Origin of the sequence: Azospirillum brasilense (assembly GCF_008365405.1) — a bacterium.
GTDB lineage: Bacteria > Pseudomonadota > Alphaproteobacteria > Azospirillales > Azospirillaceae > Azospirillum > Azospirillum brasilense_D.
The window spans coordinates 192,640-218,560 of the sequence record NZ_QOKV01000009.1; the positions used below are offsets into that span (position 1 = coordinate 192,640).

Below are 25,921 nucleotides of genomic sequence, written 5' to 3' on the forward strand. Positions count from 1 at the left end.
GATTGGGGGAAGGGTCCATGTATCTCGGCATCGACCTGGGGACGTCCGGCGTCAAGGCGGTGCTGGTCGACGCGGCGCAACGTCTCGTCGGCCAGTCCACCGCGCCGTTGGAGGTCAGCCGCCCGCACCCGCTGTGGTCGGAGCAGGACCCGGAGGACTGGTGGGGCGCCACCGGGCGCGCCGTCGCCGGCCTGCGCGCCGCCCATTCCGACGCGATGGCAGCGGTGCGGGGGATCGGGCTGTCGGGGCAGATGCATGGGGCGACCCTGCTCGACAAAGGCGACCGCGTGCTGCGCCCGGCCATCCTGTGGAACGACGGGCGCAGCGGCGCCGAATGCGCGGAGTTGGAGCGCCGCGCCCCCAACCTGCGCGCCATCGCCGGCAACCGCGCCATGCCCGGCTTCACCGCGCCCAAGCTGTTGTGGGTCGCGGCGCACGAGCCGGAGCGGTTCAAGGAGGTCGCCAAGGTGCTGCTGCCCAAGGACTGGCTGCGCCTGCGCATGACCGGCGAGCACGCCTCGGACCTGTCGGATTCCGCCGGCACGCTGTGGCTGGACGTCGGCCGGCGCGCGTGGTCGGACGAGCTGTTGGCCGCCACGGGGCTCGGCGAGGCGCACATGCCGCGGCTGTACGAAGGGTGCCAGCCCACCGGCGCGCTGCGGGCGGAGGTTGCCGCCGACTGGGGCGTCCCGCCGGGAACCGTGGTGGCGGCCGGGGCCGGCGACAACGCGGCCGGCGCTGTGGGGGTCGGGGTGGTGGCGCCGGGCAGCGCCTTCCTGTCGCTGGGCACCTCGGGCGTGCTGTTCGTCAGCGGCGACCGCTTTGCGCCCAACCCCGAGCGCGGGGTGCACGCCTTCTGCCACGCCCTGCCCAACCGCTGGCACCAGATGTCGGTGATGCTGAGCGCGGCGAGTTGCCTGTCCTTCGCCGCGCGCCTGACCGGCGCCGAGGACGAGGCGGCGCTGCTGCGCGAGGCCGAGGCATACGGCGGCGACCCCGGCGCCCTGGTCTTCCTGCCCTACCTGTCGGGGGAGCGCACGCCGCACAACGATCCGCACGCCAAGGGCGTCTTCTTCGGCCTGACCCACGACACCGACCGCGGGGCAGTCGCCCGCGCGGTGCTGGAGGGGGTGGCCTTCGCCTTCGCCGACGGGCTGGAGGCCCTGGAGGAGGCTGGCGGGCGCGTCGAGCGGTTCCTGGTGATCGGCGGCGGCGCGCGCAGTGCCCTGTGGGGCCGCATCCTGGCGAGCGCGCTTGGCCGGCCGCTCGACTACCCGGCGGGGGGCGAGGTCGGCCCGGCCTTCGGGGCGGCCCGTCTGGCGCGCCTCGCGGTGACGGGCGAGGAGCCGGACACCGTGTGCCAGCCCTTGGAGATCCGCCACACGGTGGAGCCGGACCCGGCCCTGGCCGCCGCCCTGGCGCCGCGCCGCCGCCTGTTCCGCCGCCTCTACGGCGATCTGAAAGCGGCCTTCCGCGAGGCGGACGGGGCGTGACCCACGCACATGCGGGTGTCTTCCCGCCAATTTTCGAAGGGCGAGCCTTCTCCGGGGCCTAATTGAGGAAGCGGTTTTCGCGCAGGCGGGCCACGGCGAGGTCCACGAAGGCCCTCACCTTGGCCGGCGCGTGGCGCCCCTCGGGGTGGAGGACGTGGATGGGCAAAGGCGGCTCCTCATGGTCGGCGAGCACGATCCGAAGCTCCCCGGCCAGCAGCGCCGGGCCGATCTGGTAATGAAGAACCCGGGTGAGGCCCCAACCCGCCTTGGCGGTCGCGATCACCGCCTCGTTGGTGTTGCATTGCAGGATCGGATCGATGGTCACCCGCTGATCCCGGGCGAACCGCCACTCCGGCGATGCCCAGGCACCGGTCGACACGGCGATGCGGTGATGCTTGAGGTCGGCCGGTGTCGCCGGGACGCCGTGGCGCTCGAAATAGGCCGGGGCGCCGCAGACCACGCGCCGGACCGTGCCGACCCGGATGGCCGTGAACCCGGAATCCGGAAGGTGCCCGATGCGCACCGCGACATCGATGCCTTCCTCCACGATGTTCACCGGACGATCGACGAAGAAGGTTTGCGCCCGCATGCCTGGATAGCGATCCAGATACTCGGTCACGATCGGCAGCACATGCATCGGCCCGAACAGAGCGGAGGCGGTGACGGCGAGCGTCCCCGTCGGGGTGGCGTAGACGCCGCCCGCGGCGGCCTCCGCCTCCGTGATGTCCGACAGGATGCGGCGGCAGTCTTCAAGGTAACGCGCCCCGGCTTCGGTCACCTTGACCGAGCGCGTGGTGCGGACGAACAGGCGGGCGCCGATCAGATCCTCAAGGGCCGCCACGGCACGCGTCACCGCGGGCGCGCTCAGATGCAGGTGGCGGGCGGTTTCGGCGAAGCTTTCCGTTTCCGCGACCTTCACGAAAATCCGCATCGCCTGCAGCCGGTCCATGTGCCCCCCTGTTTCGTGCCACTGCGGGAGTCCCGTCGAGACCCCGGGGACGACGCGGAAGTCCCGCTTCACGGCGCCCCCTTAAGGGGTAATTACACGAAAGAGCCCAAATTGTCCGGGATATGAGAACGCGGCATTCTCGGCGCCCAGCGCGTCATGCGGGCGATCCTCCCGCACATGCGGACCGGTCGCAGGGCCTTGTCGTCTGGCTCGTGAGCAGGGCTGCGGCGGGGGTGCCGCGCCCTATCTGGCGGTCCACTGTTCCATCGCGGCGGGGCTCGACGCGATCGCGGCCCAGTCCGCGCGCGAATTGGCGCGCTGGGGCATCGAGACCTCCATCGTCATGCCTGGGCTCTTCGGCGAACTGACCAATCCCTTCCGGGACGCCCTCCGGCCGGATGGCACCGTGCGGGTCGTCGAGTGCGAGGCGGGACCGAACCGCGGCCTGGGCGACGCTGTCCGGAGCGCCGGCCGGCAACCCGCATCGAAAGATGACGTCCCCGGTGTGTGCGATGGGGTGCGTGCGATGGGGTGCGGCGTTCATGGTGAACGGCTCCATCCCGGTCAAGCAACCTTGCGCGGCTCGTCGCGGCGGTCCGGGTCGGCGGACGGCTGACCCGCCAGCGTGTCGGCGAAGCCGTGGTTCACGTCGCGATGGTTGGCCTCGTCGTTGCGGACGGCGAGCACGACATCGCGCAAGGTCGCGGTTTCCGGAAGCTTCCAATAATCGATGGCGAGGCGCGGGGCCGGCGGGTTCGCGTGCCGGCCGGTGTCGATCTCGGCGAGATAGCCGGTGTAGCTGACCACCGCTTCCTCTTCGAAATAGCCGACCACGCGATGGGCCGTCTTCGGCGAAACCAGGTACAGCAGGAAGAAGGCGTTGTAGAAGGCACCCTGGGTCAGCAGGATCAGGACGCGTTCCAGCCAGTTCGGTTTCGCCACCTCGATGAAGGTCATGAGGTGCATGCGTTCGTTCTCCGCCTCGTCGAGCAGGGTGTGAATCAGGCCCTGGTCGTGCTGCATGCGGCGCAGGCAGCGCAGATGCTGCAGCGTTGCGCCGACCATGCCCGGAACCGCCGCCACCGTTTCCAGCACGATGGCGCGATGCCCGTAGCGTTTGGCGAAGAAGGTGTCGGCGACAAAACGCAACGCCTTGGTGAATCCCAGAGCGACGTGGTCGCCGAAGTCCTGAGGCCGGTGGTGCAGAGTCAGGCTGTGCAAGGTCATGATACATTCTCCTGCGCGACTGTGGGCTCGGGGTCGGCTCCGGAGCAGGACGGCTGAGGCGCCGGTACCGATCGGAATGGGGTTGTATCTCGTGCTTTAAGATGCAAAATTGATGAATGTTTTTCCAGGGGCGGAATGCCGCACCCCGCGCGGCTTCGACCGCTGAATTCTCCTTGACGGAGCTGGATTCCTTCCTATCCGGACAGACCGGATCGGCCGATTGCAAGCTCCGGGCCGCAAGGCTATATTGATGCAATCCCCATGCAGGTTTGGTTGGCAATGCGCTTGTCGAGCTATACGGATTATGCGCTGCGCGTGCTCATGTACCTGGCCGTGCGACAGGAGGGGCTGCCGACCATCAGCGACATCGCACAGGTGTACGGCATTTCAAAGAACCACCTGATGAAGGTCGTGCATGACCTTGGACGGGGTGGGTACGTCGAAACCGTGAGGGGCCGGAACGGTGGGCTGCGCCTGGGCCGTCCGGCCGAGCAGATCCGGATCGGTGACGTCATCCGCTACACCGAGGAGGACATGGCCATTGTCGACTGCATGGGCGCGCTGCAGGCCTCGCCCATCTGCCGGCTGAGTCCGGCCTGCAACCTGCGCACCGCCTTGCACGAGGCGCTGCAGGCGTTCCTGGCTGTCCTTGACGACTACACTCTGGCCGACATCGTCCGCCATCGCCGCAGCATGGCGTCTCTGCTCGGCCTGCCGCAGCCGCCCCTCCCCCATACCGCGGCACGGGGGGAGGCGGAGCCGGAGTCCTGACCGGGAGAGGCCGCTCAAGCGGCCTCGAGATCCTCCGCGGGTCCGAAGAATTCGTAATGCACCCGGGGGCGTGGCACGCCGGCGCGGTCAAGGCCGCCGACGAAGGCCTTCAGGAAGGGCTTCGGGCCGCACAGATAGAAATCGGCGTCTTGGAACGGCGTGTTCGTCCGCAGCCAATCGATCGTGATGAAGCCGGCTGCGTCATGGGAGACGCCCAACCGATCCCCAGGCAGCGGATCGCTGTAGAAGGTTGACGCCGTGATGCCGGCCCGTGACGCCGACAGTTCGCGGATATGCCGGTCCATCGCATGGGTGGCGCTGTTCATGGTGCCATGGACGTAATGCGCTTCCATCGCGGTCGGAGCGGTGGCGATCGCCTCGAGCATGCTCACCATGGGCGTCAGCCCGACGCCGCCGCTCAGCAGGACGACCGGCCGTTCCGGCTGTTCGGGCAGGAAGAAGTCGCCGGCGGGCGGGGACACCTTCAGCGCGGTTCCTTCCCGGGCATGGTCGTGCAGCCAATTGGAACCGGCGCCGCGGGGCTCTCGCTTCACGGAGATGCGATAGCCGAGGGTGTCAGGACCGGCGGAGATGCTGTAGTTCCGGCGCAGCGGCGCACGTCCCGGCACGGGAAGAAGGAATGTCAGATATTGCCCAGGCCGGTGCCGGATCACCGGGCCGCCGTCGCTCGGCGACAAATGGAAGGAGGTGATCGTCTCGCTTTCCCTGACCCGCCGTGTGACGACGAAGTCCCGCCAGCCGCTCCACCCTCCGCTCTCATTGGCAAGGGCGTCGTAGATCCGCCCCTCCCGTCCCATCAGGATGTGGGCCAGATGCCAATACGCTTCTCCCCACGCATCCAGCACCTCCTCCGTCGCGGCGGTGCCCAGCACCTCGCGGATCGCTCCGAGGAGGGCGGCTGCGACATGAGGATAATGCTCCGGAAGGATCTGCAGCCCGACGTGCTTTTGCGCGATGCGCTCGACCATGGGCGTCAAGGCGCCGAGATTGTCGATGTTGCGGGCATAGGCGAGGATGGCATTGGCGAGCGCCTTGGTTTGCGCGCCTTCCTCGCCTTGATGCGACTGGTTGAACAGCGCGGCGACCTCAGGGTCGCGAAACAGGATTTGATACATCGTCCGTGTAACGACAGTGCCATGCTCGGCGAGGGCGGGAACGGTGGCCTTGACGATGGCGACGGTCTGCTGAGTGAGAGGCATTGGCGAATGGGCTCCTGGGTTGGCGGGGGCAATTGTCCCGCTCGAATTGTGGCGGCGAGGAGGTTCGCGCCAGATTAAACATTCATCTTAGATGAATGTATTGGCGCCGTTTAAGATGCAACAAAAATATATGTTTTAGCGTCGGAATTCCGCTCACCCGGGGGGAGCCGGCTCCACTGGCGTAGCGCCTCCCCGACGGTGCATCGGCGCGCGCTGCTGACCTTCCGGTCATCTCGGTGAGGGCATCGGATTCCGATGAACCCGGAGAGAAATCACGCCGGGCCGGTTTGGCGCGCACCGTTGGCCTCGAGCGCGGCAATCCGCGCAAAGGCGAAGTCGATGAACAGCCGGACGCGCAAGGGCGCGTGACGCGCGAAGGCGTGCAGCGCCTGAACCGGCACGCCGGGCAGTGGCGCCTCCGCCAGCACCACCTTCAGCTTCCCCGTCTCCAGCTCATCCTGCACCGCCACGCGCATGACCTGTGCGATGCCGACGCCGGCCAGCGCCGCGCCGCGGAGGCCCGCGCTGCTGTCGGTATCGAGCACGCTCTCTGGCAGGAAGGAGCTTCCGTCGGCGAAGGTGATCGGAAAGGCGCGGCCGGCGACCGTGTAGCGGACATGAGTGTGCGTGCGGAGCGCCGCGACGGTCCGCGGGACGCCGCGTGCCGCCAGATAGGCTGGAGAGGCAACGAGGACCATCGGTAACGCCCCCAACCGCCGCGAGATCAATTCGGTGTCGGCAAGGACGCCGGCGCGCAATGCGACGTCATAGCCTTCGCGGATCAGGTCGACATGCCGGTCCGTCAGACTGACGTCGAGCTTCAGCCCAGGATTTCGTCCGAGAACCTCGCGTGCCAGCGGTTCCATCAGAGCCGCGCCGAGATCGGCAGGCATCGTCACGCGCAGCAGGCCCTGGGCGGTGCGTCCAGGCTGGAGAATGTCCCCAGCGTCTTCGATGGCACTCAGAAGCGGCGCAACTCGTTCCGCGTAGGCGGCAGCCTCGGCGGTCAGTGCGAGGTTGCGAGTGGAGCGATGGAACAGCCGTGCGCCGAACTGCCGCTCCAGTCTGGCAACACTCTTCGAAACGGCCGACGGGGTGGTGCCGAGCCGGCGGGCGGCACCGGTGAAGGATCCGGTTTCCGCTGTGCGCAGGAAGGCCAGCAAGTCGTGGGTGCGGTCGGGAACGGGCATTCGAGACGATCCGGAACAGGTGCTTGTCCGCACACGAGACTAATTCCAGCCAGCCGCGGCGGCCAGATACCCGGTGTTCTTCATAGTGGAGGGTTCCATGGGTAAGCTTGCAGGCAAAATCGCCGTCGTCACCGGCGGCAACAGCGGCATCGGCCTCGCCGCAGCCACGATCTTCGCGGCCGAAGGTGCCAGAGTCGTGATTACCGGCCGCCGTAGGGAGGCTGTGGAGCGGGCCGCCGCCACGCTCGGGCAGGACGCGGTCGGTCTGGTCGGCGACGTGGCCGATCTCGCCGCGCATGACCGGCTGGTCTCGGTGGTGCGGGAGAGGTTCGGCGCGATCGACATCTACATGGCCAACGCCGGCGTCAACGTCATCGCACCTTCGGCGGCGGTGACGGAAGCGGACTATGATGCCCAGTTCACCACCAACACGCGCGGCGTGTTCTTCGGGGTCACCAAGGCGCTGCCCCTGATGCGCGACGGTGGAGCCATCATCCTGACCGGCTCGATCGCGAGCGGGAAGGCGCTGGACGGGCATGCGGTCTATGCCGGCAGCAAGGCGGCGCTGGGCGCCTTCGCGCGGAGTTGGGCGCTTGAACTCCGCAACCGGCGCATCCGTGTCAATGTGCTGAGCCCCGGTCCCGTGGACACGCCGATTCTGGACAAGCTCGGCATACAGCCGGACGACCGGCCATCCTTCGAGCAGGATCTGGCGCGATCGATTCCGCTTGGCCGCCTCGGGCGTCCTGAGGAACTGGCGCGGGCCGCCCTGTTCCTCGCCAGCGACGACGGCGGCTTCGTGACCGGCATCGACTTGCGCGTCGACGGCGGGATGACGCTGCTTTAGGACCGGCTGCCGAATGGGCTCGTGTGAGGCGGTGGTGTGCCGCCCCGGATTTGTGGTCAGGTCCATGGCGGAGCGTTCATGGTGGCGACGACGTTCCAGCCGCGGGCGGCGAACAGACGGGCGGTCGCTTCGCCGAAGCCCCTCGAACAGCCGGTGATGAACACGGTGCGGGTCATGGGGTTCTCCCTCGTCGGGAGCGCCCGCTGTCGGGGCGCTCCGTTGGGTCCGTTCGGCCAGCCGTCACTGCCGGTCGGGAGTGGTCAGTTCGGTTTCCGCCGTATCGACGACGAAGACCGCGAGGAGCTTGGCCGGCTGGCTGTCGCTGGCGTTGGCGCTGACATTGTGGTGGTCACCCGGCAGCTCGGTGAAATTTTCGCCGGCCTGGAAGGTTCTGACCGGGCCGCCGTTGATCTGGCTGCGCACCGCCCCCTCCAGCACGGTGGCGTAGATGAGCGCCGATTTCGCGTGGGTGTGGGACGGCGAGGAGCCGCCCGGGCCGTATTCGACCAGCACGCCCCGGATGCTCTTGCCGGGGACGTCCGGCAGTGCGTGCTCGTAGACCTGCGTGACCTTGGCGTTCCGGCTTCCCGGCAGGTCGGCCAGGGTGATGGACGTCGGCAGTGCGGCGAGGGCCAGGGCCGCGGTGGAGAGCAGGACGCGCGTCGGCGCGCCGGCATGGCGAGTCATGGGGATCCTCCGGATGGGTGGTGCAGGATCAGCGGCGCGGCGACCGGCGGAGCCAGGCGTCCAGACCGATGCGACCGATGCGGGCCTCGCCGGTTGGAACCAGGGACAGCTCCCCGACGCGACCGCCGAAGTAACGGGCCTCCGGGTCGCCGACCACCCCGCGGCCGTCGCCGACCGCCGCCATGTAGCGGCCGACGATCGCCGGGAACGGCGCGCGGTCCGGGCCGGCGATGTCGATGACGCCGTTGCGCGGCGCATCGAGCGCCGTCTCGGCAAGTATGGCCACCACGTCGTCGGCGGCGATCGGCTGGAAGAGACCGGCGGCCAGCCGCACCGTGTCGCCGTCCGCGTGGCTGGCGGTGATCGCCCCGAGGAACTCCATGAACTGGGTGGCGCGGACGATGGAGTGGGGAATGCCGGAGGCGGCGACCAGACGTTCCTGCTCCACCTTGGCCCGGAAATAGCCGTTGTCGGGCATCCGGTCGGTGTTGACGATGGACAGGACAACATGATGCCCGACACCGGCGGCGGCCTCCGCCGCGAGCAGGTTGCGGCCGGACGTCTGGAAGAAGTCCATCACCGCCCGATCCTCGAAGGAGGGCGCGTTGGCGACGTCGATCACCACCGCAGCGGCGGCGAGGGCGTCGGCGAGGCCGGCGCCGGTGATGGTGTCGACCCCCGTGCTGGGCGACGCGGCGACCACCGCGTGGCCGCGGTCGCGCAGAAGGGCGGCGAGCTTGGAACCGATCAGACCGGTTCCGCCGATGACGACGATCTTCATGGGATGCACCTCGGATCGGGGGCGGGCGTCAGCCGACGATGAAGGACAGGAGGTCGGGATTCACCACGTCGGCATGGGTCGTGCACATCCCGTGCGGGAAGCGCTCGTAGACCTTGAGCGTGCCGGCCTTGAGCAGCTTGACCGACAGCAGCGCGGAGTCGGCGATGGGCACGATCTGGTCGTCGTCGCCGTGCATGACCAGCGTCGGCACCTCGATGGCCTTGAGGTCTTCCGTGAAGTCGGTTTCCGAGAATGCCTTGACCCCGTCATACTGGGCCTTGGCGCCGCCCATCATGGCCTGCCGCCACCAGTTCCGAATGACGCCCTGCGGCACCGCCGCACCGGGCCGGTTGAAGCCGTAGAAGGGGCCGCTCGGGATGTCGAGGTAGAACTGCGCCCGGTTCGCGGCGATCTGGCGGCGGAAATCGTCGAACACCGCGATCGGCAGACCGCCGGGATTGGCCGCGGTCTTCACCATGACAGGCGGCACCGCCCCGACGAGGACGAGCTTGGCGACGCGCCCCCGACCATGGCGGGCAACGTAACGGGTCGCCTCGCCGCCGCCGGTGGAGTGGCCGATGTGGATGGTGTCGCGCAGGTCGAGATGCTCGACGACCGCCGCGACGTCGGCCGCGTAATGGTCCATGTCGTGGCCCTCGCCGACCTGGGCGGAGCGCCCGTGGCCGCGGCGGTCATGGGCGATCACGCGATAACCTTTGTCCGCGAAGAACAGCATCTGGCTGTCCCAGTCGTCGGCGCTGAGCGGCCAGCCGTGATGGAAGACGATGGGCTGCCCGGTGCGGGATCCCCAATCCTTGTAGAAGATCGAAACGCCGTCCTTGGTGGTGATGGTGCTCATAGTTGGACTCCGGTCAAGGGAAGAGGGGGACGTCGCCCCCGGCGCGGTCCGGGCGGCCGCCGGTGGGATGGGCAGCGCGGCCAGGAAGGTTGGTCATGGAACGCTCCGTTGAGCACTGAGGTTGACCGAAGGCTATCGCGCGCCGATGATGGCGGAAAGGTCATCATTCCCGGGATTTCGGACATGGCCCGTCACGTGCGTTTCCTGGTCCATCCGGGCTTCGTGCTGCTTGATCTCGGAGGGCCGCTCGACGCCTTTTCCTTCGCCAACCGGCTGTGCGGGGAGCACTACCGGCTCTCCGTCGCGTCGATGGGCGGCGGGGCGGTGCGCAGCTCCTGCGGGCTTGAGGTCATCACCGAACCGTTGCCGGAGGTCGGCACCGACACCCCGGCGGACACGCTGATCGTGGTCGGCGCGCCGGAACCCCCGGACGAGCCATGGGTGGACGATCTTGCGGCGGCCATCGCCGCGGCGGCGCCCCACACCCGTAGGCTTGCCAGCGTCTGCACGGGGGCCTTCATCCTCGCCGCGAGCGGCGTCCTGGATGGGCGGCTGGTGACCACCCATTGGTTCTATGCGCCGCGGCTCCAGGCGCGTTACCCGAACCTGCGGGTGGATGGCGACCGCATCTACACCTGTGACGGCGGGGTCTGGACATCGGCGGGCATATCGGCGGGGATCGACATGACGCTCGCCCTGATCGAGGAGGATTTGGGCCGGGAGGCGGCGCGTTCCCTCGCCCGCATGCTCGTCGTCTATTACCGGCGCCCCGGCGGCCAGTACCAGTATTCCTCCCTGCTCGATTTCGATCCGGGGTCCGACCGCATCCGCCGGACGTTGAGTTTCGCGCGCGAGAACCTGGCGGCGGATCTCTCGGTGGAGCGGCTGGCCGACGTCGCGCATCTCAGCGTGCGGCAGTTCGGCCGGGCCTTCACCTCCTCCACCGGCATGACACCGGCCAAGGCCGTCGAGCGGATGCGGGTGGAAGCGGCGCGGACGATGGTGGAGGACGGCCGGCAAACCTTCGAGGAGATCGCCCGCCTCGTCGGTTTCATCGACCCGGACCGGATGTGCCAGGGCTTCCTCCGAGTCCTCGGCCAAACCCCGCAGGAACTGCGGCGCCTGTTCCGGCAGCCGGCGCCGGACGGCTCACGCCCGGCACGGTAACGGCTCAGGGAGGTTGAGGCCCTGCTCAGGTTCTCCGACAGGTGCCACAGCCGCGCGGCCCGCGCGTCGTCGGTCGCCCAGGAAGGGACGCCCGCCCACCCAGTCTCCCCGGCATGAACCGTGGTGACGTCGCAATCCTCGCGGTCGCAATCCTCGCGGCCGCAATCCTCGCGGCCGCAATCCTCGTGATCGTCGCCGCCGAGGCCGTCGAACTGCGGGCTGGTCGCACACCAGACGCTGATGGCTGCCCATTTGGCGACCGTCGTCATGCCGCGGGACGGGTCGATGCGCGGACGACCGTCCTCGTCGAGAGCGTTGAAGCCGGCGATCTCCGCTGGGGTCAGGTGGCGGCCGAGTTCGGTGAGGCGTTCGGTGAGGATCTGCCCCGGATGCACCGACACCTCAACCGGTTGCGTCTCGTTTTCTGAACACGTCCTTTTTTCTGAACACGTCCTTGTGCAGCGAACTGAGTTCGTTCTTCAAAATCTTTCCCATGGCATTCCGGGGCAGGGCATCCTGGACGATCACGGCCTTGGGCAGCTTGTATCCGGCGAGTTCGTGCGCGGCCCGTGCGAGAATGGAGGCCGGATCGAGCGACTCGCAACCCGGTTGGCGTTCGACGGCGGCCACCACGCCCTCGCCGAAGTCGGGGTGGGGAACGCCGAAGACCGCGGTCTCGCTCACCCCGTCGATGCGGTTGAGCACGATCTCGACCTCGCGCGGATAAACATTGTAGCCGCCGGAAATGATGATCTCCTTCGCGCGGCTGACCAGCGTAAGCCGGCCATCCGGGGCGGCGCGTGCCAGATCCCCCGTCATGAAGAAGCCGTCCGGCCGGAATTCCGCCGCTGTTTTTTCCGGCATCCGCCAATAGCCCTTGAACACGTTCGGACCGCGCAGTTCGAGACCGCCGACCGTGCCCGCAGGCTGCGGCTGTCCGGCGGCGTCCACAACCCGGACCTCCAGCCCCGGCAGGGGGTAGCCGACCGTGCCGGGCAGACGCTCGCCGTCGAGGGGATTGGAGGCAATGATCGTGGTTTCCGTCATGCCGTAGCGTTCGAGAATCCGATGCCCCGTGCGGGCCTCGAACGCCTCGAAGATTTCCCGTGACAGAGGAGCCGAACCGCAGGTGAACAGGCGCATGCTCCCGCACCGCTCCCTGGTGAGCCGCGGGTCGGCCAGGAGGCGCGTGTAGAGCGTCGGGACACCCATGAACACGGTGCTGTGGGGCAGATGCTCGATCGCGGCGTCGGCCGTGAATTTGGGAAGGAAAACAGAGGACGCGCCCGCATACAGCATCGAGTTCAAGGCGATGAACAGGCCGTGTGCGTGGAAAATGGGCAGCGCATGCAACAGCACATCGGCTTCGGAGATGCCCCAAAGGGCGTCCAGCGTGCGGGTGCCGAAGGCCAGATTGCCGTGGGAGATCATGGCGCCCTTGGGGCGCCCCGTCGTTCCGGAGGTGTAGAGGATCGCCGCCACTTCGTCGGGGCCCACATCGGCGACACGCTCCCAGGGCGGGCGGCCGCGGCACGCCGCCGTCACGGTTCCTTCGCCGTTCGGATCGAGCGTGAAGGTTCGGCACCCGGCCGGCGGCACCAGATCGCCGACGACCGGAGTCTGCCCGACGAACACCGTGGGTTCCGCGTCGTCGAGAAAGTAGCGCAGTTCGGCCAGCGTGTAGGCCGTGTTGAGCGGCAGGTAGACCGCCCCGAGTTGCAGGACGGCGAGATAAAGGCACACCGCCTCCGGCGACTTCGCCACCTGCACGGCGACCCGGTTTCCCGGACCGACGCCGGCCTCGTGAAGGACGTGCGCCATGCGTCCGGCGGTCCGCCACAGGTCCGCGTAGGTCCATGTCCGCCCCGTGTCGGTTTGCCCCGTATCGGTTCGCCCCGTATCGGTTCGCCCCGTATCGGTTCGCAGGGCCACCCGCGCATCGGACGGCGCTCCGGGTTTCAAAAGCAGGTTGTAAAGATTGTGCGTCATTCCGGTGTTCCTGTCGCCGCGATGCGGGCCATGTGATTCCGAGGCGAAGGACGGTTCGCGTCAGGGAATGAGCACGATCGATCCCGTCGTGCGGCGGGCTTCCAGGTCGCGGTGCACCGATGCGGCCTCGGTCAGCGGCGCCCGATGGGCGATGCCGACCTGGACCCGGCCCGAGGCCAGGGCCTCGAACAGCCCGCCGGCCAGCGTCTCGATGTCGTCGCGGCTGCGGGTGACCGTGGCCAGGGTCGGCTTGGCGAGGAAGATCGAGCCCTTTTGCGCCAACACGCTGATATCCAAGGGCGCCACCGGGCCGCTCGCCTGCCCGAAGCTGACCATCAGGCCGAAGGGCTTCAGACAGTCCAGCGACGCCATGAAGGTGTCCTGCCCGACGGAATCATAGACCACGTCGACACCGCGACCGCCGGTGATGTCGCGGACGCGCGCGGCGACATCCTCCTCGCGGTAGAGGATGACGTGATCGCAGCCGGCGCCCCGGGCGACGGCCGCCTTTTCCGGCGAGCCGACCGTGCCGATCACCGTCGCGCCCAGAGCGTGCGCCCACTGGCACAGCATCTGGCCGACGCCGCCCGCCGCGGCGTGCACGAGAAGGGTTTCCCCCGCCTTGACCGGGTGGACGCGGTGCAGCAGATATTGCGCCGTCGTCCCCTTGACCATCGCGGCGGCGGCCACCTCGTCCGACACCGTGTCCGGCAACTTCACCAGGCGGTGCGTGGGAACGATGCGCCGCTCGGCGTAGGCGCCGAGCAGCATCCAGTAGGCGACGCGGTCGCCGGGCGCCACATCGGTGACGCCGGGGCCGACTGCCTCGACGACGCCGGCGCCCTCCACACCCAGCACGGCCGGGCGTGGGATCGCGTACTGCCCGGAGAGGGCCGAGCGGTGATAGGTGTCGATGAGGTTGACGCCGATCGCCGTGTGGCGGACCAGAGCCTCCCCCGGGCCGGGCGGCGGCACGGCCACCTCCTCCCAGACCAGGGCTTCGGGACCACCGGGCTGGTGGACGCGGATCGCATGAACCATGATCGGTTTCCCTTTCACGCCGATGTCAGCTTCACATTGATGTCAGCCGTCCGGTGATCAGGGCGTAGACGGCGCTGAAATCCTTGTTTCCGTGCCCATGCTCCACAAGCATCTGGTAGAGCGCGGCGGCGCTGCCGGCGAGCGGCGTGGCGGCGCCGCTGGTGCCGGCCGCGTCCTGGGACAGGCGCATGTCCTTCAGCATCATCGCCGCCGCGAAGCCGGGCTGGTAGTCGCGGTTGGCCGGCGACGCCGGCACCGGCCCCGGTACCGGGCAATAGCTCTGCAAGGCCCAGCAATTGCCCGAGGACACGGTCATGACGTCGTAGACCGTCTGGTGGTCGAGCCCGAGCTTCTCGGCCAGGGCGAACACCTCGCTGATGGCGACCATGCTCATGCCGGCCATCATGTTGTTGCAGATCTTCAGGGCCACGCCGTTCCCGGATGCGCCGACATGGAAGATCTTGGGTCCCATGGCGGCCAGCACCGGGCGGGCACGCTCGAAGCCCTCGGCGGTGCCGCCGACCATGAAGGTCAGGGTCCCGGCCTGCGCCGCCGGAACCGCGCCGGACACCGGGGCGTCCACCATGACGAAACCGGCCTCGGCCGCCGCCGTGCTGACCGCCCGCGCGCTCTCCACGTCGATGGTGGAGCAGTCGATCAGCATCGTGCCCGGACGGGCGTGCGCCAGCACGCCGCCCTCACCCTCAAACGCGGCTCGCACATGCTTTCCCGTCGGGATCATGCTGATGACGGTGTCGGCGTCGGCCAGCGCCTCGGCCAGCGTGGCCGCCGCTCGGCCGCCGGCGGCGGCGTAGGCGTCGCGCGCCGCGGTCACGACGTCGTAGCCGACGACGTCGTGACCGGCCTTGGTCAGGTTGTCGCACATGGGACGGCCCATGTTGCCGAGTCCGATGAAAGCAATCCGCGCCATGATGTTCCTCCGGAAGAATCTCTCAGTGGGTCACTTCTTGACCAGGGAGCACTTGCTTTCGCTCAAGGGAATCGCTGCCTGATCGCCGGGGATGGTGCGCTGAACCTTGTAGTAATCCCAGGGTCCCTTGGACTCGGCCGGAGTCTTGACCTCGATCAGGTACATGTCGCGGATGACCCGGCCGTCCTCACGGACCTTGCCGCCCTTGGTGATGAGGTCGTCGACGGGAAGCTCCCGCATCTTGGCGGCGACCACGGTGCCGTCGTCGGTGCCGGCCGCCTGCATCGCCTTCAGGTAATGCGTCACCGCCGAGTACACGCCGGCCTGGACCATGTTGGGCTTGCGCTTCATGCGCGCCTCGAAGCGCTCGCCCAGCTTGCGGCTGCCCTCGTCGCGGTCCCAGTAATAGGCTGTGGTCGCGATCAGGCCCTTGGCGTTTTCCAGACCGAGCGCGTGCACGTCGCTGATCAGCACGGCCAACCCGACGAGCTTCTGGCCGCTGCTGGTGATGCCGAACTCGGCGGCCTGCTTGACCGCGTTGGTGGTGTCCGTCCCGCCGTTGGCGAGCCCGATGATCGCGGCCTTGGACGCCTGCGCCTGGAGAAGGAAGGACGAGAAATCGGCGTTGCCGAGCGGGTGCCTGACCTGCCCCAGCACCTTGCCCCCGTTCTCCTTGACCGTCCTGTCGATGTCAGCGGACATCTGATGGCCGAAGGCGTAATCGGCGGTCAGCATGAACCAGTCCTTGCCGCCGTCCTGGACGACGGCACGGGCGGTTCCGACCGCCTGGGAATAGGTGTCCCACATCCAGTGGAAGCCGTTGGGCGAGCAGTCCTCGTTGGTGAGGCGCGTCGTCCCCGGACCGGTGGCCAGGGTGATCTTCCCGCGTTCCCGGGCGAGGTTCTGGACCCCGATGGCGATGGCCGAATTGGTCAGGTCGGCGATGGCATGGACGCCCTGGGTGTCGAACCATTCGCGGGCCTTTGCCAGCCCGATGTCGGGCTTGTTCTGGTGGTCCGCCGACAGGATCTCGATCTTCTTGCCCAGAACCTGGCCGCCGAAATCCTCGACGGCCAGCCGTGCCGCCTCGACCGAGCCGGCGCCGCCGAATTCGCTGTACAGGCCCGACTGGTCGTTCAGAACGCCGATCCGGATGACCTCGGCGGCCTGGGCCGCTCCCGCCGCCAACGTCGTCGTGGCCAGAAGAGCGGCGATAAAGGACGTGCGCATTCTTGTTTCCTCCCTTTTATGGTAAGTTCTTGATCAGTCCATGTTGATGATGACCGTCTTCTTGTGCGTGAAGTGATCGAGCATCGCTTCGAGGGATGCTTCTTTTCCAAGGCCGGACTGTTTGAAGCCGCCGTAGGACAGACCCGGCTGGACCACGAGGTTCTGGTTGACCTGCACGAAGCCGGCCTGGAGCCGCCGGGTCGCGTCGAGGGCGGTGCGCAGGTCGCGCGTCCAGATGGTCGCGGCGAGGCCGAAATCGCTGTCGTTGGCCATCGCCAGCGCGTCCTCGTAGTCGCGGAAGGCGATCACGCAGGTGACCGGTCCGAAGATTTCCTCGCGGGCCAGCCGGTGATCGTTGGCAAGGCCGGTGAAGAGGACGGGCTGCACGAACAGGCCACGGGCCAACCGCTCGTCCGTCGGCAGGGCCGAGCAACGGTGGGCCACCGCACCCGCCATTGCCTCGCCGAGCGCGATGTAGGACTGCACCCGGTCGAATTGCTGCGGGGAGATGATGGTGCCGATGTCCGTCGCCTCGTCCAGCGGGTCGCCCATGGTCATGGCGTCGACCTTCGCCTTCAGCTTGTCGACGAAGGCGTCGTGAAGGCTCTCGTGGACGAAGATGCGCGAGGAGGCGGTGCAGCTCTGGCCTTGCCGCGTGAAGCGCATGCCCGCCACGGCGCCGTCGATGGCCTTGTCGAGATCGGCGTCGCCCATCACGATCATCGGGCTTTTGCCGCCCAATTCGAGGGTGACGGGGATCAGCTTGTCGGCTGCCAGATGCGAGATGATCTTTCCCGTCTCCACCGAACCGGTGAAGGTCACTTTGCCGACCCCCGGATGGGTGACCAGGGGCGCGCCGCATCCGGGGCCGTCACCCGACAGGATGTTGAGGACACCCGCCGGCAGCAGCTGGTTCATGACCTGGATGACGCGCAGGGCCGCGAGGGGCGCCTCCTCGGCGGATTTGACGATGACCGCGTTTCCGGCGACCAGCGCCGGCGCGATCTTGAGCGCCATCAGGTACAGCGGCACGTTCCACGGAATGATGGCGCCGACGACGCCGATCGGTTCGCGCTGGGTGAAGGTCAGCATCTTCGGGTGGAACGGAACGGTTTCGCCCTTCAGCTCGGACGCGAGTCCGCCGTAGAAGGTCAGGGTGTCCGCCACCAGCGACGCCTCGACCCGGCTTTCGGTGCGAATGGCCTTGCCCGTCTCCAGGGCGAGCAGGCGCCCGATCTCCTCGGCATGGCCGACCAGACGGCGCCCGCATTCGACCAGCAACCGGCCCCGCTCGCGCGCCGGAAGGCGAGCCCAGGCGCCTTGCGCCGCGACCGCCGCGCGGACGGCGGCGTCGACGTCCCGCTCGCCGCCCTCCGCCGCCGTGGCGATCACGTCGCCCGTCGCGGGGTTCACGACGTCGAAGGTCTTTCCCGTGGCCGCCGGCCGGAGTTCGCCGCCGATCAGCAGCAAACCCGACAGTTCGCGCGCGAGGGCATGGGGGGTCGTGTTCAGAACCAGGTTCTGGTCGGTCATGGACGGTCTCTTTTCGAGATGGGGGCTGGTCGAGATGGAAGCTGGTGTGCCGATCCGGCGCGCGCCGGGGGCGGAGGCGGTCAGGACGCCCGGCGCTGCGACCAGACCTTCAGGGCATTGGCGAACTCGTCGGATCGCAGGCTCGCGGCGAAGGCCGCTTCCGCCGCCCGATCGTCCAGTTCGCCGCGGGCGAGGTCGTTGAGCGCGCGCTTCATGCCGGCGATGGCCTGCGGCGCGCAGGCCGCGATGCGTCCGGCCAGCTCGTCCACGGCGGCCGGGAGGTCGTCGGGAGCGACGACCCGGTCCAGGAAACCGATGCTCAGCAGGTCATCGCCGGTGATCGTTTCCGCCGTGAGGAACAAGCGCTTGGCCGCGTTGAGGCCGAGCCGCGACACGTAGCGGCGAAGGCCGCTGGGGTAGAATTGTATGCCAAGCTGCCCGGCCGGCATGCGCATACGCATCCCGGTCACGCCGATGCGGAAGTCGCAGGCGAGCGCCAGATCGGTGGAGCCGCCATAGACGCTGCCGTTGAGGGCGCAGATCGTCGGAACACGGACCGCTTCAACGCGGTCGCACAACCGCGCGAAGGCATTCTCCCCGTCCTGGCCGTCCGCCCCGCCGCGCTGGGACGACTGGGCCGCGCTCAGGTCGTACCCGGACGAGAAACTCGGCCCCGTCGCGGTCAGCACCAGCACGCGAACGGAAGGGTTCGCTTCGGCGGCCGCGATTTCCTCTTGCAGAATGGCGATGTCCGCCACGTCGATCCGATTGTGCTGAAGCGGGCGGTTGAGCCGGATGGTGCCCACCGCGTCCTTCACGGTCAGTTGGGGGGCTGTCGCCGGCCCGTCAGATTGACCCCGTGGCGTCCCGTTCATCGTTTCCTCCCAGGCGCCGTCATTGGCGACGGCGCGGCCCTGCGGATACCGCCTTCGTTTTTCTAAAGAACCATGAACGAGATTATGCATACCAGAGAGCGGTAATGGAATGCAACATGGAAAGTTTGGCACGCTTATGGTTTGCCGACCCAGCAATGGGCGGCGTCGGTTCCGGTCGTATCTTTGCGCGTTAGTGGGCGCTGAAAACCTTCGCCGGGCGAGGGTGCGCTGCGGTCTGCCATGGCCTGACTTCTCCGCCGGTTGCGGCTCTTCGGTCGACCAAAATCGAGTTTTGGCATACCATCACATTGACGTCGACCGGGGCACGCGATACTGTTGGCCGCTCCCGATTTGCCAACGGATCATGCCATGCAGGCGGAAAAGCCAAGCCGCGTAACGGAAATGCGGCAGGTGCTCGAACAGGAAATTCTGGGCGGGATCATCGCGCCCGGCGAGCGCCTGGACGAACGAGCTTTGGCGGAACGGTTCGGCGTGTCACGGACGCCGGTGCGCGAGGTGTTGTCCCAGCTCGGTTCGAGCGGCCTGGTCACGATAAAGCCGGGAGCCGGCGCCTCCGTGTTGCGGATGTCCGCCAAGCAGCTCGTCGGCATGATGGAGGTTCTGGTCGAACTGGAATCCCTGGCCGCCAGCCTTGCCGCCCGCCGCATGGGAATCGCCGGGCGCAAGCGTCTTCTGGAAGTGCACGAAGCGAGCCGCACCGCCGCCGAGGCCGGCGACATCGAGGCCTACGACAATCTCAATCGCGAACTCCATGAGTTGATCTACGCCGGAAGCCGGAACGAGCATCTGGAGCATCAGGCGAAACTCATTCGCAGTCGCTTGCGCATCTACCGCCAGTATCCGTTCCAGCACACCGCGCGTCCTATGAAGTCCTACACGGAACACGACCTTTTCGTGAAGGCGATCCTGGAAGGGGATGGCGAGGCCGCGCGCCGGCACATGCACGACCACATGACCACGGGCGGAAGCATTTGGGTCGATATGGTGGTCTCCATGCCGCCCGTCGGTGACCATGAGTAGCGGCGTTGTCCTTTGAACTTATTTGCTGCGCAAATTGGCGAGACGGCGGAGTCCACTGCGGGGCGGTGGTGATCGGGCGAGCTTGCGGATGCGCAAGCTGCTGAAGAAGCACGGCATTGCCCCGACGCAGGTCACCACCGACCGGCTGCGCTCCTATGGAGCCGCGTTCCGGGAACCGGGTTCAAGCGTCCACCACGAGCAAGGCCGCCGACAGAACGATCGAGTCGAGGTCTCGCACCATCTGATCTCGCGCGCGTCGGCTTGGTTCCCGTGACGAGGCCGCTCTCAGCGGTTGCGGTTGCGCCAGGACCAGACCGCGGCGAGCACGGGGACCGACAGTGCTGCCCAGGACACGGCGTCCACGACGCCGTCATCCAGCAGGGCGGCGATCAGCCCGACGGCGGTGACAAGCGCGATCGCCACGGGAATGCCGAAGACCGCCAGCGGTCGGAAGGGAGTGCGCGGCGTCATTCCGCAGCCTCCCCGGCGGTGGCGCGCAGGCCGGGGCCTGCGGCGGCATGATCCTGGGCACGGCGAGCCTGGACAAGGCGGCGGCGGGCGATCCACAAATACAGGCCGCTGCCGAGGATGACGATGGTCAGCAGGTCCAGCACCGCCCATAGGATCTTCATCGGCAGCCCGCCGTAGTCGCCGAAATGCAGCGGCTGCGACAACCGCAGCGCCAGCATGTACCAGGGCATGGAGCGCATGTCGGTGAAGGCCCCCGTCTCCGCGTCGATCAGGGCGGGGGTCAGGATGCGGTTGGTGGCTGGCGTGGCTCCCTTCAGCCACACCGCGTAATGGTGGTTGCTGGAAAAGCGCACGCCGGGAAAGGCGACGAATTGCGGCCGCATGCCGGGGGCGGCCTCCATGGCGGTGCGGACCGCCGCGTCGACCGAGGCGAAGCGCTCCGGAACCGGCTTGCCCTCGTAGGGGGCGATCATCGCCGCAAGCTCGTTGGCGCGCCAATAGGCGACCAGCGGCACGGACAAGGTGTTGATGACGCCGGTCAATCCGACCACCACCACCCACATCAGCGTGACGATGCCCAGCATGTTGTGCAGGTCGAGCCATTTCAGCCGCCTGCCGCGTCCGGCCCGCACCGTGCCGAAGGACAGCTTGCGCATAAAGGGGGCATAGATCACGACCCCTGACAGGGTGGCCAGGAACAGCAAAAAGCCCATGAAGCCGAGGAACAGCTCGCCGGGCAGCCCCGCGAACAGGTCCACATGCAGGCGCAGCATCACATGCATGAACCCGTCGTCATCGTTCAGGTCAGCCAGGATCCGCGTGGTGCGCAGGTCGATGGCGGAGATGTGCATCTGCGACACCGGAGGGCGGGCCCCTGGGCCGGTGGTGACGTTCACCACCGGCCGGTCCACATCGAAGCTGAGGAACAACGGGCGCTCGCCGGGGTAGGTCGCCAGCGCCGAGGCCACCGCCTCGTCCAGCGATTTCAAGGGCGTGTCGGCCGGCATGGGCGGGAGGGTGTCCTCGGCCGTCAGCGCCTCGATCTCGTCATGGAAGATCAGCGGCAGGCCGGTCAGGCACAGCAGCAGCATGAAGATCGTGCAGATCAGGCTGGTCCATTTGTGGATCAGAGTCCAGATCCGGATGGTTCGGTTGGTCATTGGGGCCCCCTCATGCCGCCGTCATCGCTTCGCCGGTCGGAAATCCGCCCTCAGAAATCCGCCCTTAGAAATCCACCGACACCGACAGCTTGGCCGTCAGCGGGCTGCCCTGGCTCAGGTAGCCGCCGGAGGCCGAGGCCCAATAGGCCTTGTCGGTCACGTTCTCGACCGCCGCCCGGATGGTGACCGGACGGTTCTGGACGTCGGCGATCATCCGCGCGCCGACGTCGAAGCGGGTCCAGCTGGGAATCTTCAGCGTGTTGGCGGTGTTGACATACTGCGACCCGGTGTGGATCACGCGCCCGGTCAGCGTCACGGTGGGGAAGGACGCGGGGAGGAAGGGCAGGTCCCATTCGACGTTGGCGTTGAACTGGTGGCGCGGCACGCCGACGGCGTCCTTGCCCTCGGTCGCGGCGCTGCCGGTGTCGCTCAGCTCCGGATCGATGAAGGTGGCGCCGCCCAGCAGCCGGACGCCCTGCACAGGTTCGCCGTACAGCATCAGTTCGATGCCGCGGTTGCGCTGTTCGCCGGACACGCTGTAGACGCGGGTGAACGGGTCGGTGACGCCGCTGGGCTGGGTGGTCTGGAACAGCGACAGCGAGCCGCCGAAGCTGCCGAAATCCAGCTTGCCGCCGACCTCGTACTGGACCGACCGGTAGGGCTCGAAGATCTCTCCGGAATTGGCCGCGGTGGATGGGGCGGTCGGCCCCTGCGCCAGCCCCTCGATCCGGTTGGCGTAGAGCGACAGCTGCTCGACCGGCTTCACCACCAACCCGACCACCGGCGTCAGCGCCGACTGGTCGTAATCGGAGGTGCGGGCGCCGTTGGCCCGGTTGTAGCCGCGCACCTGGATGTTCTGCTGGCGCAGGCCGGCGGTGACCATCACCCGGTCGTTCAGGATCGACACCGTGTCCGACGCGTAGACGCTGCGCAGCACCGACTCGCTGACCTTCGGCAAATTGCCGACCATGCCGCTGGCCGAGGTCGTCGCCGGGCGCGGGAAGCCGACCATGTTGTAGAGGTTGATGGTGGAGGTCGTGCCGAATTCGAAGCCGTTGTTGTTGGTCGTCCGCAGCGCGGAGGCGCCGGCGTTCAGCTGGTGCCGGAGCGGGCCGGTCTGCAGATCGGCGCGGATGCCGCCCTGGCCGGTGACGGTGTCGTCCTCGCGCGGCACGGTCAGGCGCCGGACCGTGCCGGTGCCGTCGGGCCGCGTGATGGTGGGGGAGGCATAGTCGCCGTCCTCGCGCATGCTGCGCAGGCCGAAGGCGCCGTAGGCGGTCAGGTTGGGCAGCAGGTCGTATTCGGCGCGGATCTGGCCGAAGGTGTCGCGCATCCGCGAATAGCTCCAGGGCTGCGCGTAATTCTGCGAGGCCGACGGCACCGCCGGGACGAAGCCACCGACATAGACCACGGGGCGGCCCTGCTCCACCCGCTGGGTCTGGGTGCCGACGTCGAGCGTCACGCGGGCGCGCTCGCCGCGGTAATCCAGCGCCAGGGAGCCGAGCGTCAGCGTCCGCTCCTCGTCGTCGATGGCGGTGTCACCGCCGCGGACCGCGGCGTTGGCGCGCACGCCGAACTGGTTGGCGTCGCCGAACCGGCGGCCGACATCGGCCGACAGGCCCAACCGGCTGTCCATGGCGTAGCTGGCGGTCAGCCGGCTCAGTGGTTCGTCCTCCGCCCGCTTGGGCACGAGGTTCACGCCGCCGCCGATGCCGGACCCGCTGGGGGCCGCGCCATTGAGGAAGGCGTTGGCGCCCTTCAGCACCTCCACCCGTTCGAACATGTTGGTGGCGACGATCTGGCGCGGAGCGGTGCCGTAGAGGCCGTCCACCGACAGATCCTCCCCCGTCAGCTGGAAGCCGCGGATGACGAAGCTCTCGGAGAAATTGCCGTAGCCGAGACTGCTGCGCACCGCCGGGTCGTTGGCCAGGACGTCGGCGATGGTGTCCGCCTGCTGGTTGCGGATGGTTTCGGCGGTGTAGCTGGTGATGGAGAACGGAACGTCCATCGCGTCCTGGTTGCCCAGCGCGCCGATGCGCCCGCCGCGCGCCACCTGTCCGCCGGCATAGGCCGGGGGCAGGGCGCCGGGGCCGGTGGCGCCCCGGCTTCCCTCGACCTGCAGCGGGTCGAGCAGGACGGCGTCGCCGGCGGCCACGCGCTCGACCGTCACGGTGTCGGTGTTGAGGAAGCGGGCGGCCAATCCGGTGCCGGACAGCAGGCGGTTCAGCCCCTCGCGCGCGGTCATCGATCCGCTGACGCCGGGAGAAGTGACGCCCTGGGTCACCGCGCTGGCGGTCAGCACCTGGATGCGCGTGGCGGTGGAGAAGGCGGCAAGCGCCCCGTCCACCGACTGCGGCGCGATGGCGAAGGTCACCGGGCCGGCCGGGATCGCCTCCTGGATCGACTGCACCATGGCCGCGGCGACGCCGGACAGCGGGAGGCCCGGCACGATCAGCATCGTCGTCGCCAGGAGCCGCCCCATGAACCGGGCTTTGAACCGGCCCGGGAGCCTGCGGCCCAGCCGGCCATCCTGGACGCCGTCCCGGCGCCCGTTCGTCACACCCGTCGCTTCACACGTCACCGATGTCATCGCTCGCCTCTGTCGTCCGGTGAGAGAGAGCACCGCTTTTGCGATTGCGTCTCATTCTCTTCCTTCCCGGACATGACGACGGGCGCGCGGAGAACCCTGGGAAGTTTTTTAGGTCCCGCCGATTTTTTTCAGCGGAGCAGGGTCAAGTAGGGGGTGATGCGCGTGGCGCGCACGCCGAGACCGCGCTCCAGCGCGTCGATCACGGCATCCGGCCGGTCGAGCGCAAAGACGCCGGACACGACGCGCTCCGCCGCCTCGTCGTTCAGCAGGACCACCCGGCCCGGCCACTGCCGGTTCAGAGCCGCGATCACGGAGGCGAGCGACTGCTGGCGGAAGACGATCTGACCCTGGCGCCACGCGAAGGCGACGGCGGTGTCCACCGCCCGTGGCCCGGTCAGGCCGTCGGCATCGGCCTCCGCGCTCTCGCCGGGGTGCAGGCGGACGCCGTCCGGCCAGGGGGCGTTGCCGTCGGCGTTCCGATGGGCGACGACCTCCACCAGCCCTTCGCCCACGGTGACCGTCGTGCGCTCGTTCTCGCGCCGGACGCTGAACTGGGTTCCCAGCACACGGGCGGCACCGGCCCCGCCATCGACGACGAAGGGATGGTCGGGATCGCGCGTGACGTTGAACCACGCCTCACCGCGCAGAATCCGCACGCGCCTCTCGCCCTCTCGGTAATCGAGCGCCAGCGCGGTGCCGCCATTCATGTCGACCGTGGAGCCGTCCGGCAGCGTCAAGCTCCGGCGCTGCCCGGTCGCGGTCACCTGATCCGCGACGGCGTTCTGATACAGCGTCGGTCCGTGCCAGACGCCGAGGCCGCCGACCACCAGCAGGATCGTCAGCGCCGCGGCAAGGCGCCGGATGCCGGCCGCCGCGGGGTGGCGGGGCGGGGCGCTGCGGGACTCGGCATAGGCGGCGCGGGCGGGTTCCCTCAGGTCGTGAAGGAGGGTCTGCAGGTCGGCCCAGGCGCGGGAGTGAGCCGGACTGCGGGCCAGCCAGTCGGCAAAAGCGGCGCGCTCCGCCGGCCGGACGTCGTCGGATTGCAGGCGGAAGTGCCACGCGTTGGCTTCCGAGAACAGCCGGTCCTCGTCTGGTCCGCCTTCCATCGGTCTGCCTTCCGCCGGCTCGCTGCGCTGTCCGTCCAGATGATCCATCGCGTCCCGCTGAGCGCTCCCGTGGTCACGTGTTTGGGTTGTCTCGTGTTTGGATAGACGGTCGAAGGCGGCCGATCCCTCAAAGAAAATGACCGGCCGGGACCTTCCCGGCGCATCATCGTGGCGGACGCCGCTTCATCCGCGCGCGGCACTGCTCCAGCGCCGTGCGCAGATGGTACTCCACCGTGCGGGGGGAGATGCCAAGCCGCTCGCCGATGGCACGGTAGGACAAGCCCTCGACATGGTAGAGAAGGAAGACGTCCCGAGTCTTGGGCGGCAGGGAGTCGATGGCGCCGCGCAGCCGGGCCATGGTCTGGTTCCGCTCCACCACCGCATCGGCCGCGGGGCCGGAGGAGGGCAGGTCCTCGTCGGGCGGACCGGCCTCACGCAGGCGCTGGCGCTTGGCGGCCCGGCAATGGTCCAGCGCGACGCGGTCGGCCACCACATACAGCAGCCCGGCCGGATTCTGGATTGCCTCGCCATCGGGCAGACGGGCCAGCCGCAGGAAGGCGTCCTGCGCGAGATCGCCCGCGGTTTGCGGGTCGCCGGTCCGCCGCGCGATGGCACGCTCCACGCGCAGTCGATGCGCATCGAACAACTCCGCGATCTTGCGCGCCCAGGCGCCCATGGAGCCCGTCATTGGGCGCCCCGGGAACGGGTGTCGTCGGGCAGCGGTGGGCGGAGGGTGTCGGGCACAGACGCGCGGAATGACGGA

Annotated in this window: 26 protein-coding genes; 7 read left to right on the forward strand and 19 right to left on the reverse strand. The window is 68.4% G+C overall.

Features of this window, described 5'->3' with window-relative positions; all coding sequences use genetic code 11:
- Positions 1-17: 17 nt before the first annotated feature.
- Entirely contained in the window at positions 18-1,493 is a 1,476-nt protein-coding gene (gene xylB / locus DS837_RS16105) for a xylulokinase (protein ID WP_149165682.1), read from the forward strand.
- A 58-nt stretch (positions 1,494-1,551) separates the two neighbouring features.
- Here xylB and DS837_RS16110 read toward each other — a convergent pair whose 3' ends face one another.
- Both DS837_RS16110 and DS837_RS16115 read right to left on the reverse strand, forming a co-directional pair.
- Positions 1,552-2,442, reverse strand: coding sequence for a LysR family transcriptional regulator (locus tag DS837_RS16110; RefSeq protein ID WP_149165683.1), 891 nt, complete (start codon positions 2,440-2,442; stop codon positions 1,552-1,554).
- Positions 2,443-3,006: 564 nt separating this feature from the next.
- Positions 3,007-3,669 carry an alternative oxidase gene (locus DS837_RS16115; RefSeq protein ID WP_149165684.1) on the reverse strand — a complete coding sequence of 221 codons (663 nt, stop codon included), beginning with the start codon at positions 3,667-3,669 and terminating at the stop codon, positions 3,007-3,009.
- A gap of 261 nt (positions 3,670-3,930) precedes the next feature.
- Here DS837_RS16115 and DS837_RS16120 point away from each other — a divergent pair, with 261 nt between their 5' ends.
- On the forward strand, positions 3,931-4,440 hold the full coding sequence (locus DS837_RS16120) for an Rrf2 family transcriptional regulator (RefSeq protein ID WP_276509454.1): 510 nt from the start codon (positions 3,931-3,933) through the stop codon (positions 4,438-4,440).
- Positions 4,441-4,454: 14 nt separating this feature from the next.
- Here DS837_RS16120 and hmpA read toward each other — a convergent pair whose 3' ends face one another.
- Together hmpA and DS837_RS16130 are read right to left on the reverse strand one after the other, a co-directional pair.
- A complete protein-coding gene (gene hmpA, locus DS837_RS16125) occupies positions 4,455-5,660 on the reverse strand; it encodes an NO-inducible flavohemoprotein (RefSeq protein WP_149165685.1) in 1,206 nt (401 codons plus the stop codon).
- Positions 5,661-5,932: 272 nt separating this feature from the next.
- Positions 5,933-6,850: a LysR family transcriptional regulator gene (locus tag DS837_RS16130; RefSeq protein WP_149165686.1), complete on the reverse strand. Its 918-nt coding sequence runs from the start codon at positions 6,848-6,850 to the stop codon at positions 5,933-5,935.
- A gap of 97 nt (positions 6,851-6,947) precedes the next feature.
- Between DS837_RS16130 and DS837_RS16135 the strand changes: the two genes are divergently transcribed.
- Entirely contained in the window at positions 6,948-7,697 is a 750-nt protein-coding gene (locus tag DS837_RS16135; protein WP_149165687.1) for an SDR family NAD(P)-dependent oxidoreductase, read from the forward strand.
- Between the two features lie 56 nt (positions 7,698-7,753).
- Here DS837_RS16135 and DS837_RS16140 read toward each other — a convergent pair whose 3' ends face one another.
- The 4 genes from DS837_RS16140 to DS837_RS16155 form a co-directional block, all read right to left on the reverse strand.
- Positions 7,754-7,873, reverse strand: a complete 120-nt coding sequence (locus DS837_RS16140) for an SDR family NAD(P)-dependent oxidoreductase (protein WP_247889962.1) — start codon at positions 7,871-7,873, stop codon at positions 7,754-7,756.
- A 64-nt stretch (positions 7,874-7,937) separates the two neighbouring features.
- Complete coding sequence (locus DS837_RS16145; protein WP_149165688.1) at positions 7,938-8,384, reverse strand: cupin domain-containing protein; 447 nt, start codon at positions 8,382-8,384, stop codon at positions 7,938-7,940.
- A 28-nt stretch (positions 8,385-8,412) separates the two neighbouring features.
- A complete protein-coding gene (locus tag DS837_RS16150; protein ID WP_149165689.1) occupies positions 8,413-9,165 on the reverse strand; it encodes an SDR family oxidoreductase in 753 nt (250 codons plus the stop codon).
- A 28-nt stretch (positions 9,166-9,193) separates the two neighbouring features.
- The gene (locus DS837_RS16155; RefSeq protein WP_149165690.1) at positions 9,194-10,024 is read right to left on the reverse strand and encodes an alpha/beta fold hydrolase; all 831 of its coding nucleotides are present in this window, start codon (positions 10,022-10,024) and stop codon (positions 9,194-9,196) included.
- A 183-nt stretch (positions 10,025-10,207) separates the two neighbouring features.
- On the opposite strand from DS837_RS16155, the gene DS837_RS16160 reads away from it, so the two are divergent.
- Both DS837_RS16160 and DS837_RS16165 read left to right on the forward strand, forming a co-directional pair.
- Positions 10,208-11,191, forward strand: coding sequence for a GlxA family transcriptional regulator (locus DS837_RS16160; RefSeq protein ID WP_149165691.1), 984 nt, complete (start codon positions 10,208-10,210; stop codon positions 11,189-11,191).
- Between the two features lie 113 nt (positions 11,192-11,304).
- The gene (locus DS837_RS16165; RefSeq protein WP_149165692.1) at positions 11,305-11,619 is read left to right on the forward strand and encodes a hypothetical protein; all 315 of its coding nucleotides are present in this window, start codon (positions 11,305-11,307) and stop codon (positions 11,617-11,619) included.
- Here the strand turns inward: DS837_RS16165 and DS837_RS16170 are convergent.
- The 6 genes from DS837_RS16170 to DS837_RS16195 all read right to left on the reverse strand — a co-directional run bounded on the left by DS837_RS16170 (position 11,594) and on the right by DS837_RS16195 (position 18,790).
- Positions 11,594-13,180 carry an AMP-binding protein gene (locus tag DS837_RS16170; RefSeq protein ID WP_149165693.1) on the reverse strand — a complete coding sequence of 529 codons (1,587 nt, stop codon included), beginning with the start codon at positions 13,178-13,180 and terminating at the stop codon, positions 11,594-11,596. The genes DS837_RS16165 and DS837_RS16170 overlap by 26 nt on opposite strands.
- Before the next feature lie 60 nt (positions 13,181-13,240).
- Positions 13,241-14,221 (reverse strand): quinone oxidoreductase family protein, encoded by a 981-nt coding sequence (locus DS837_RS16175; protein WP_211102262.1) that lies wholly within the window; start codon positions 14,219-14,221, stop codon positions 13,241-13,243.
- Positions 14,222-14,252: 31 nt separating this feature from the next.
- Positions 14,253-15,152 carry a 3-hydroxyisobutyrate dehydrogenase gene (gene mmsB / locus DS837_RS16180; RefSeq protein WP_149165694.1) on the reverse strand — a complete coding sequence of 300 codons (900 nt, stop codon included), beginning with the start codon at positions 15,150-15,152 and terminating at the stop codon, positions 14,253-14,255.
- 30 nt (positions 15,153-15,182) lie between these two features.
- Positions 15,183-16,382 (reverse strand): ABC transporter substrate-binding protein, encoded by a 1,200-nt coding sequence (locus DS837_RS16185; protein ID WP_149165695.1) that lies wholly within the window; start codon positions 16,380-16,382, stop codon positions 15,183-15,185.
- A gap of 33 nt (positions 16,383-16,415) precedes the next feature.
- Positions 16,416-17,915 carry an aldehyde dehydrogenase family protein gene (locus DS837_RS16190; RefSeq protein WP_149165696.1) on the reverse strand — a complete coding sequence of 500 codons (1,500 nt, stop codon included), beginning with the start codon at positions 17,913-17,915 and terminating at the stop codon, positions 16,416-16,418.
- An 80-nt stretch (positions 17,916-17,995) separates the two neighbouring features.
- Entirely contained in the window at positions 17,996-18,790 is a 795-nt protein-coding gene (locus tag DS837_RS16195; RefSeq protein ID WP_149165697.1) for an enoyl-CoA hydratase/isomerase family protein, read from the reverse strand.
- A gap of 369 nt (positions 18,791-19,159) precedes the next feature.
- Here DS837_RS16195 and DS837_RS16200 point away from each other — a divergent pair, with 369 nt between their 5' ends.
- Positions 19,160-19,831 carry a GntR family transcriptional regulator gene (locus DS837_RS16200; protein ID WP_149165698.1) on the forward strand — a complete coding sequence of 224 codons (672 nt, stop codon included), beginning with the start codon at positions 19,160-19,162 and terminating at the stop codon, positions 19,829-19,831.
- Positions 19,832-19,919: 88 nt separating this feature from the next.
- Positions 19,920-20,105 carry a hypothetical protein gene (locus tag DS837_RS33330; RefSeq protein ID WP_149165699.1) on the forward strand — a complete coding sequence of 62 codons (186 nt, stop codon included), beginning with the start codon at positions 19,920-19,922 and terminating at the stop codon, positions 20,103-20,105.
- Between the two features lie 11 nt (positions 20,106-20,116).
- Here the strand turns inward: DS837_RS33330 and DS837_RS16210 are convergent, their stop codons facing one another.
- The 5 genes from DS837_RS16210 to DS837_RS16230 form a co-directional block, all read right to left on the reverse strand.
- Positions 20,117-20,302 carry a hypothetical protein gene (locus DS837_RS16210; RefSeq protein ID WP_149165700.1) on the reverse strand — a complete coding sequence of 62 codons (186 nt, stop codon included), beginning with the start codon at positions 20,300-20,302 and terminating at the stop codon, positions 20,117-20,119.
- Positions 20,299-21,462, reverse strand: a complete 1,164-nt coding sequence (locus tag DS837_RS16215) for a PepSY-associated TM helix domain-containing protein (RefSeq protein WP_149165701.1) — start codon at positions 21,460-21,462, stop codon at positions 20,299-20,301. The genes DS837_RS16210 and DS837_RS16215 overlap by 4 nt, the downstream gene beginning before the upstream one ends.
- A gap of 64 nt (positions 21,463-21,526) precedes the next feature.
- Positions 21,527-23,944, reverse strand: a complete 2,418-nt coding sequence (locus DS837_RS16220; RefSeq protein WP_247889963.1) for a TonB-dependent receptor — start codon at positions 23,942-23,944, stop codon at positions 21,527-21,529.
- Positions 23,945-24,180: 236 nt separating this feature from the next.
- Positions 24,181-25,158: a FecR family protein gene (locus DS837_RS16225; protein WP_247889964.1), complete on the reverse strand. Its 978-nt coding sequence runs from the start codon at positions 25,156-25,158 to the stop codon at positions 24,181-24,183.
- A 163-nt stretch (positions 25,159-25,321) separates the two neighbouring features.
- Entirely contained in the window at positions 25,322-25,846 is a 525-nt protein-coding gene (locus DS837_RS16230; RefSeq protein ID WP_149165703.1) for an RNA polymerase sigma factor, read from the reverse strand.
- Positions 25,847-25,921: the final 75 nt, after the last annotated feature.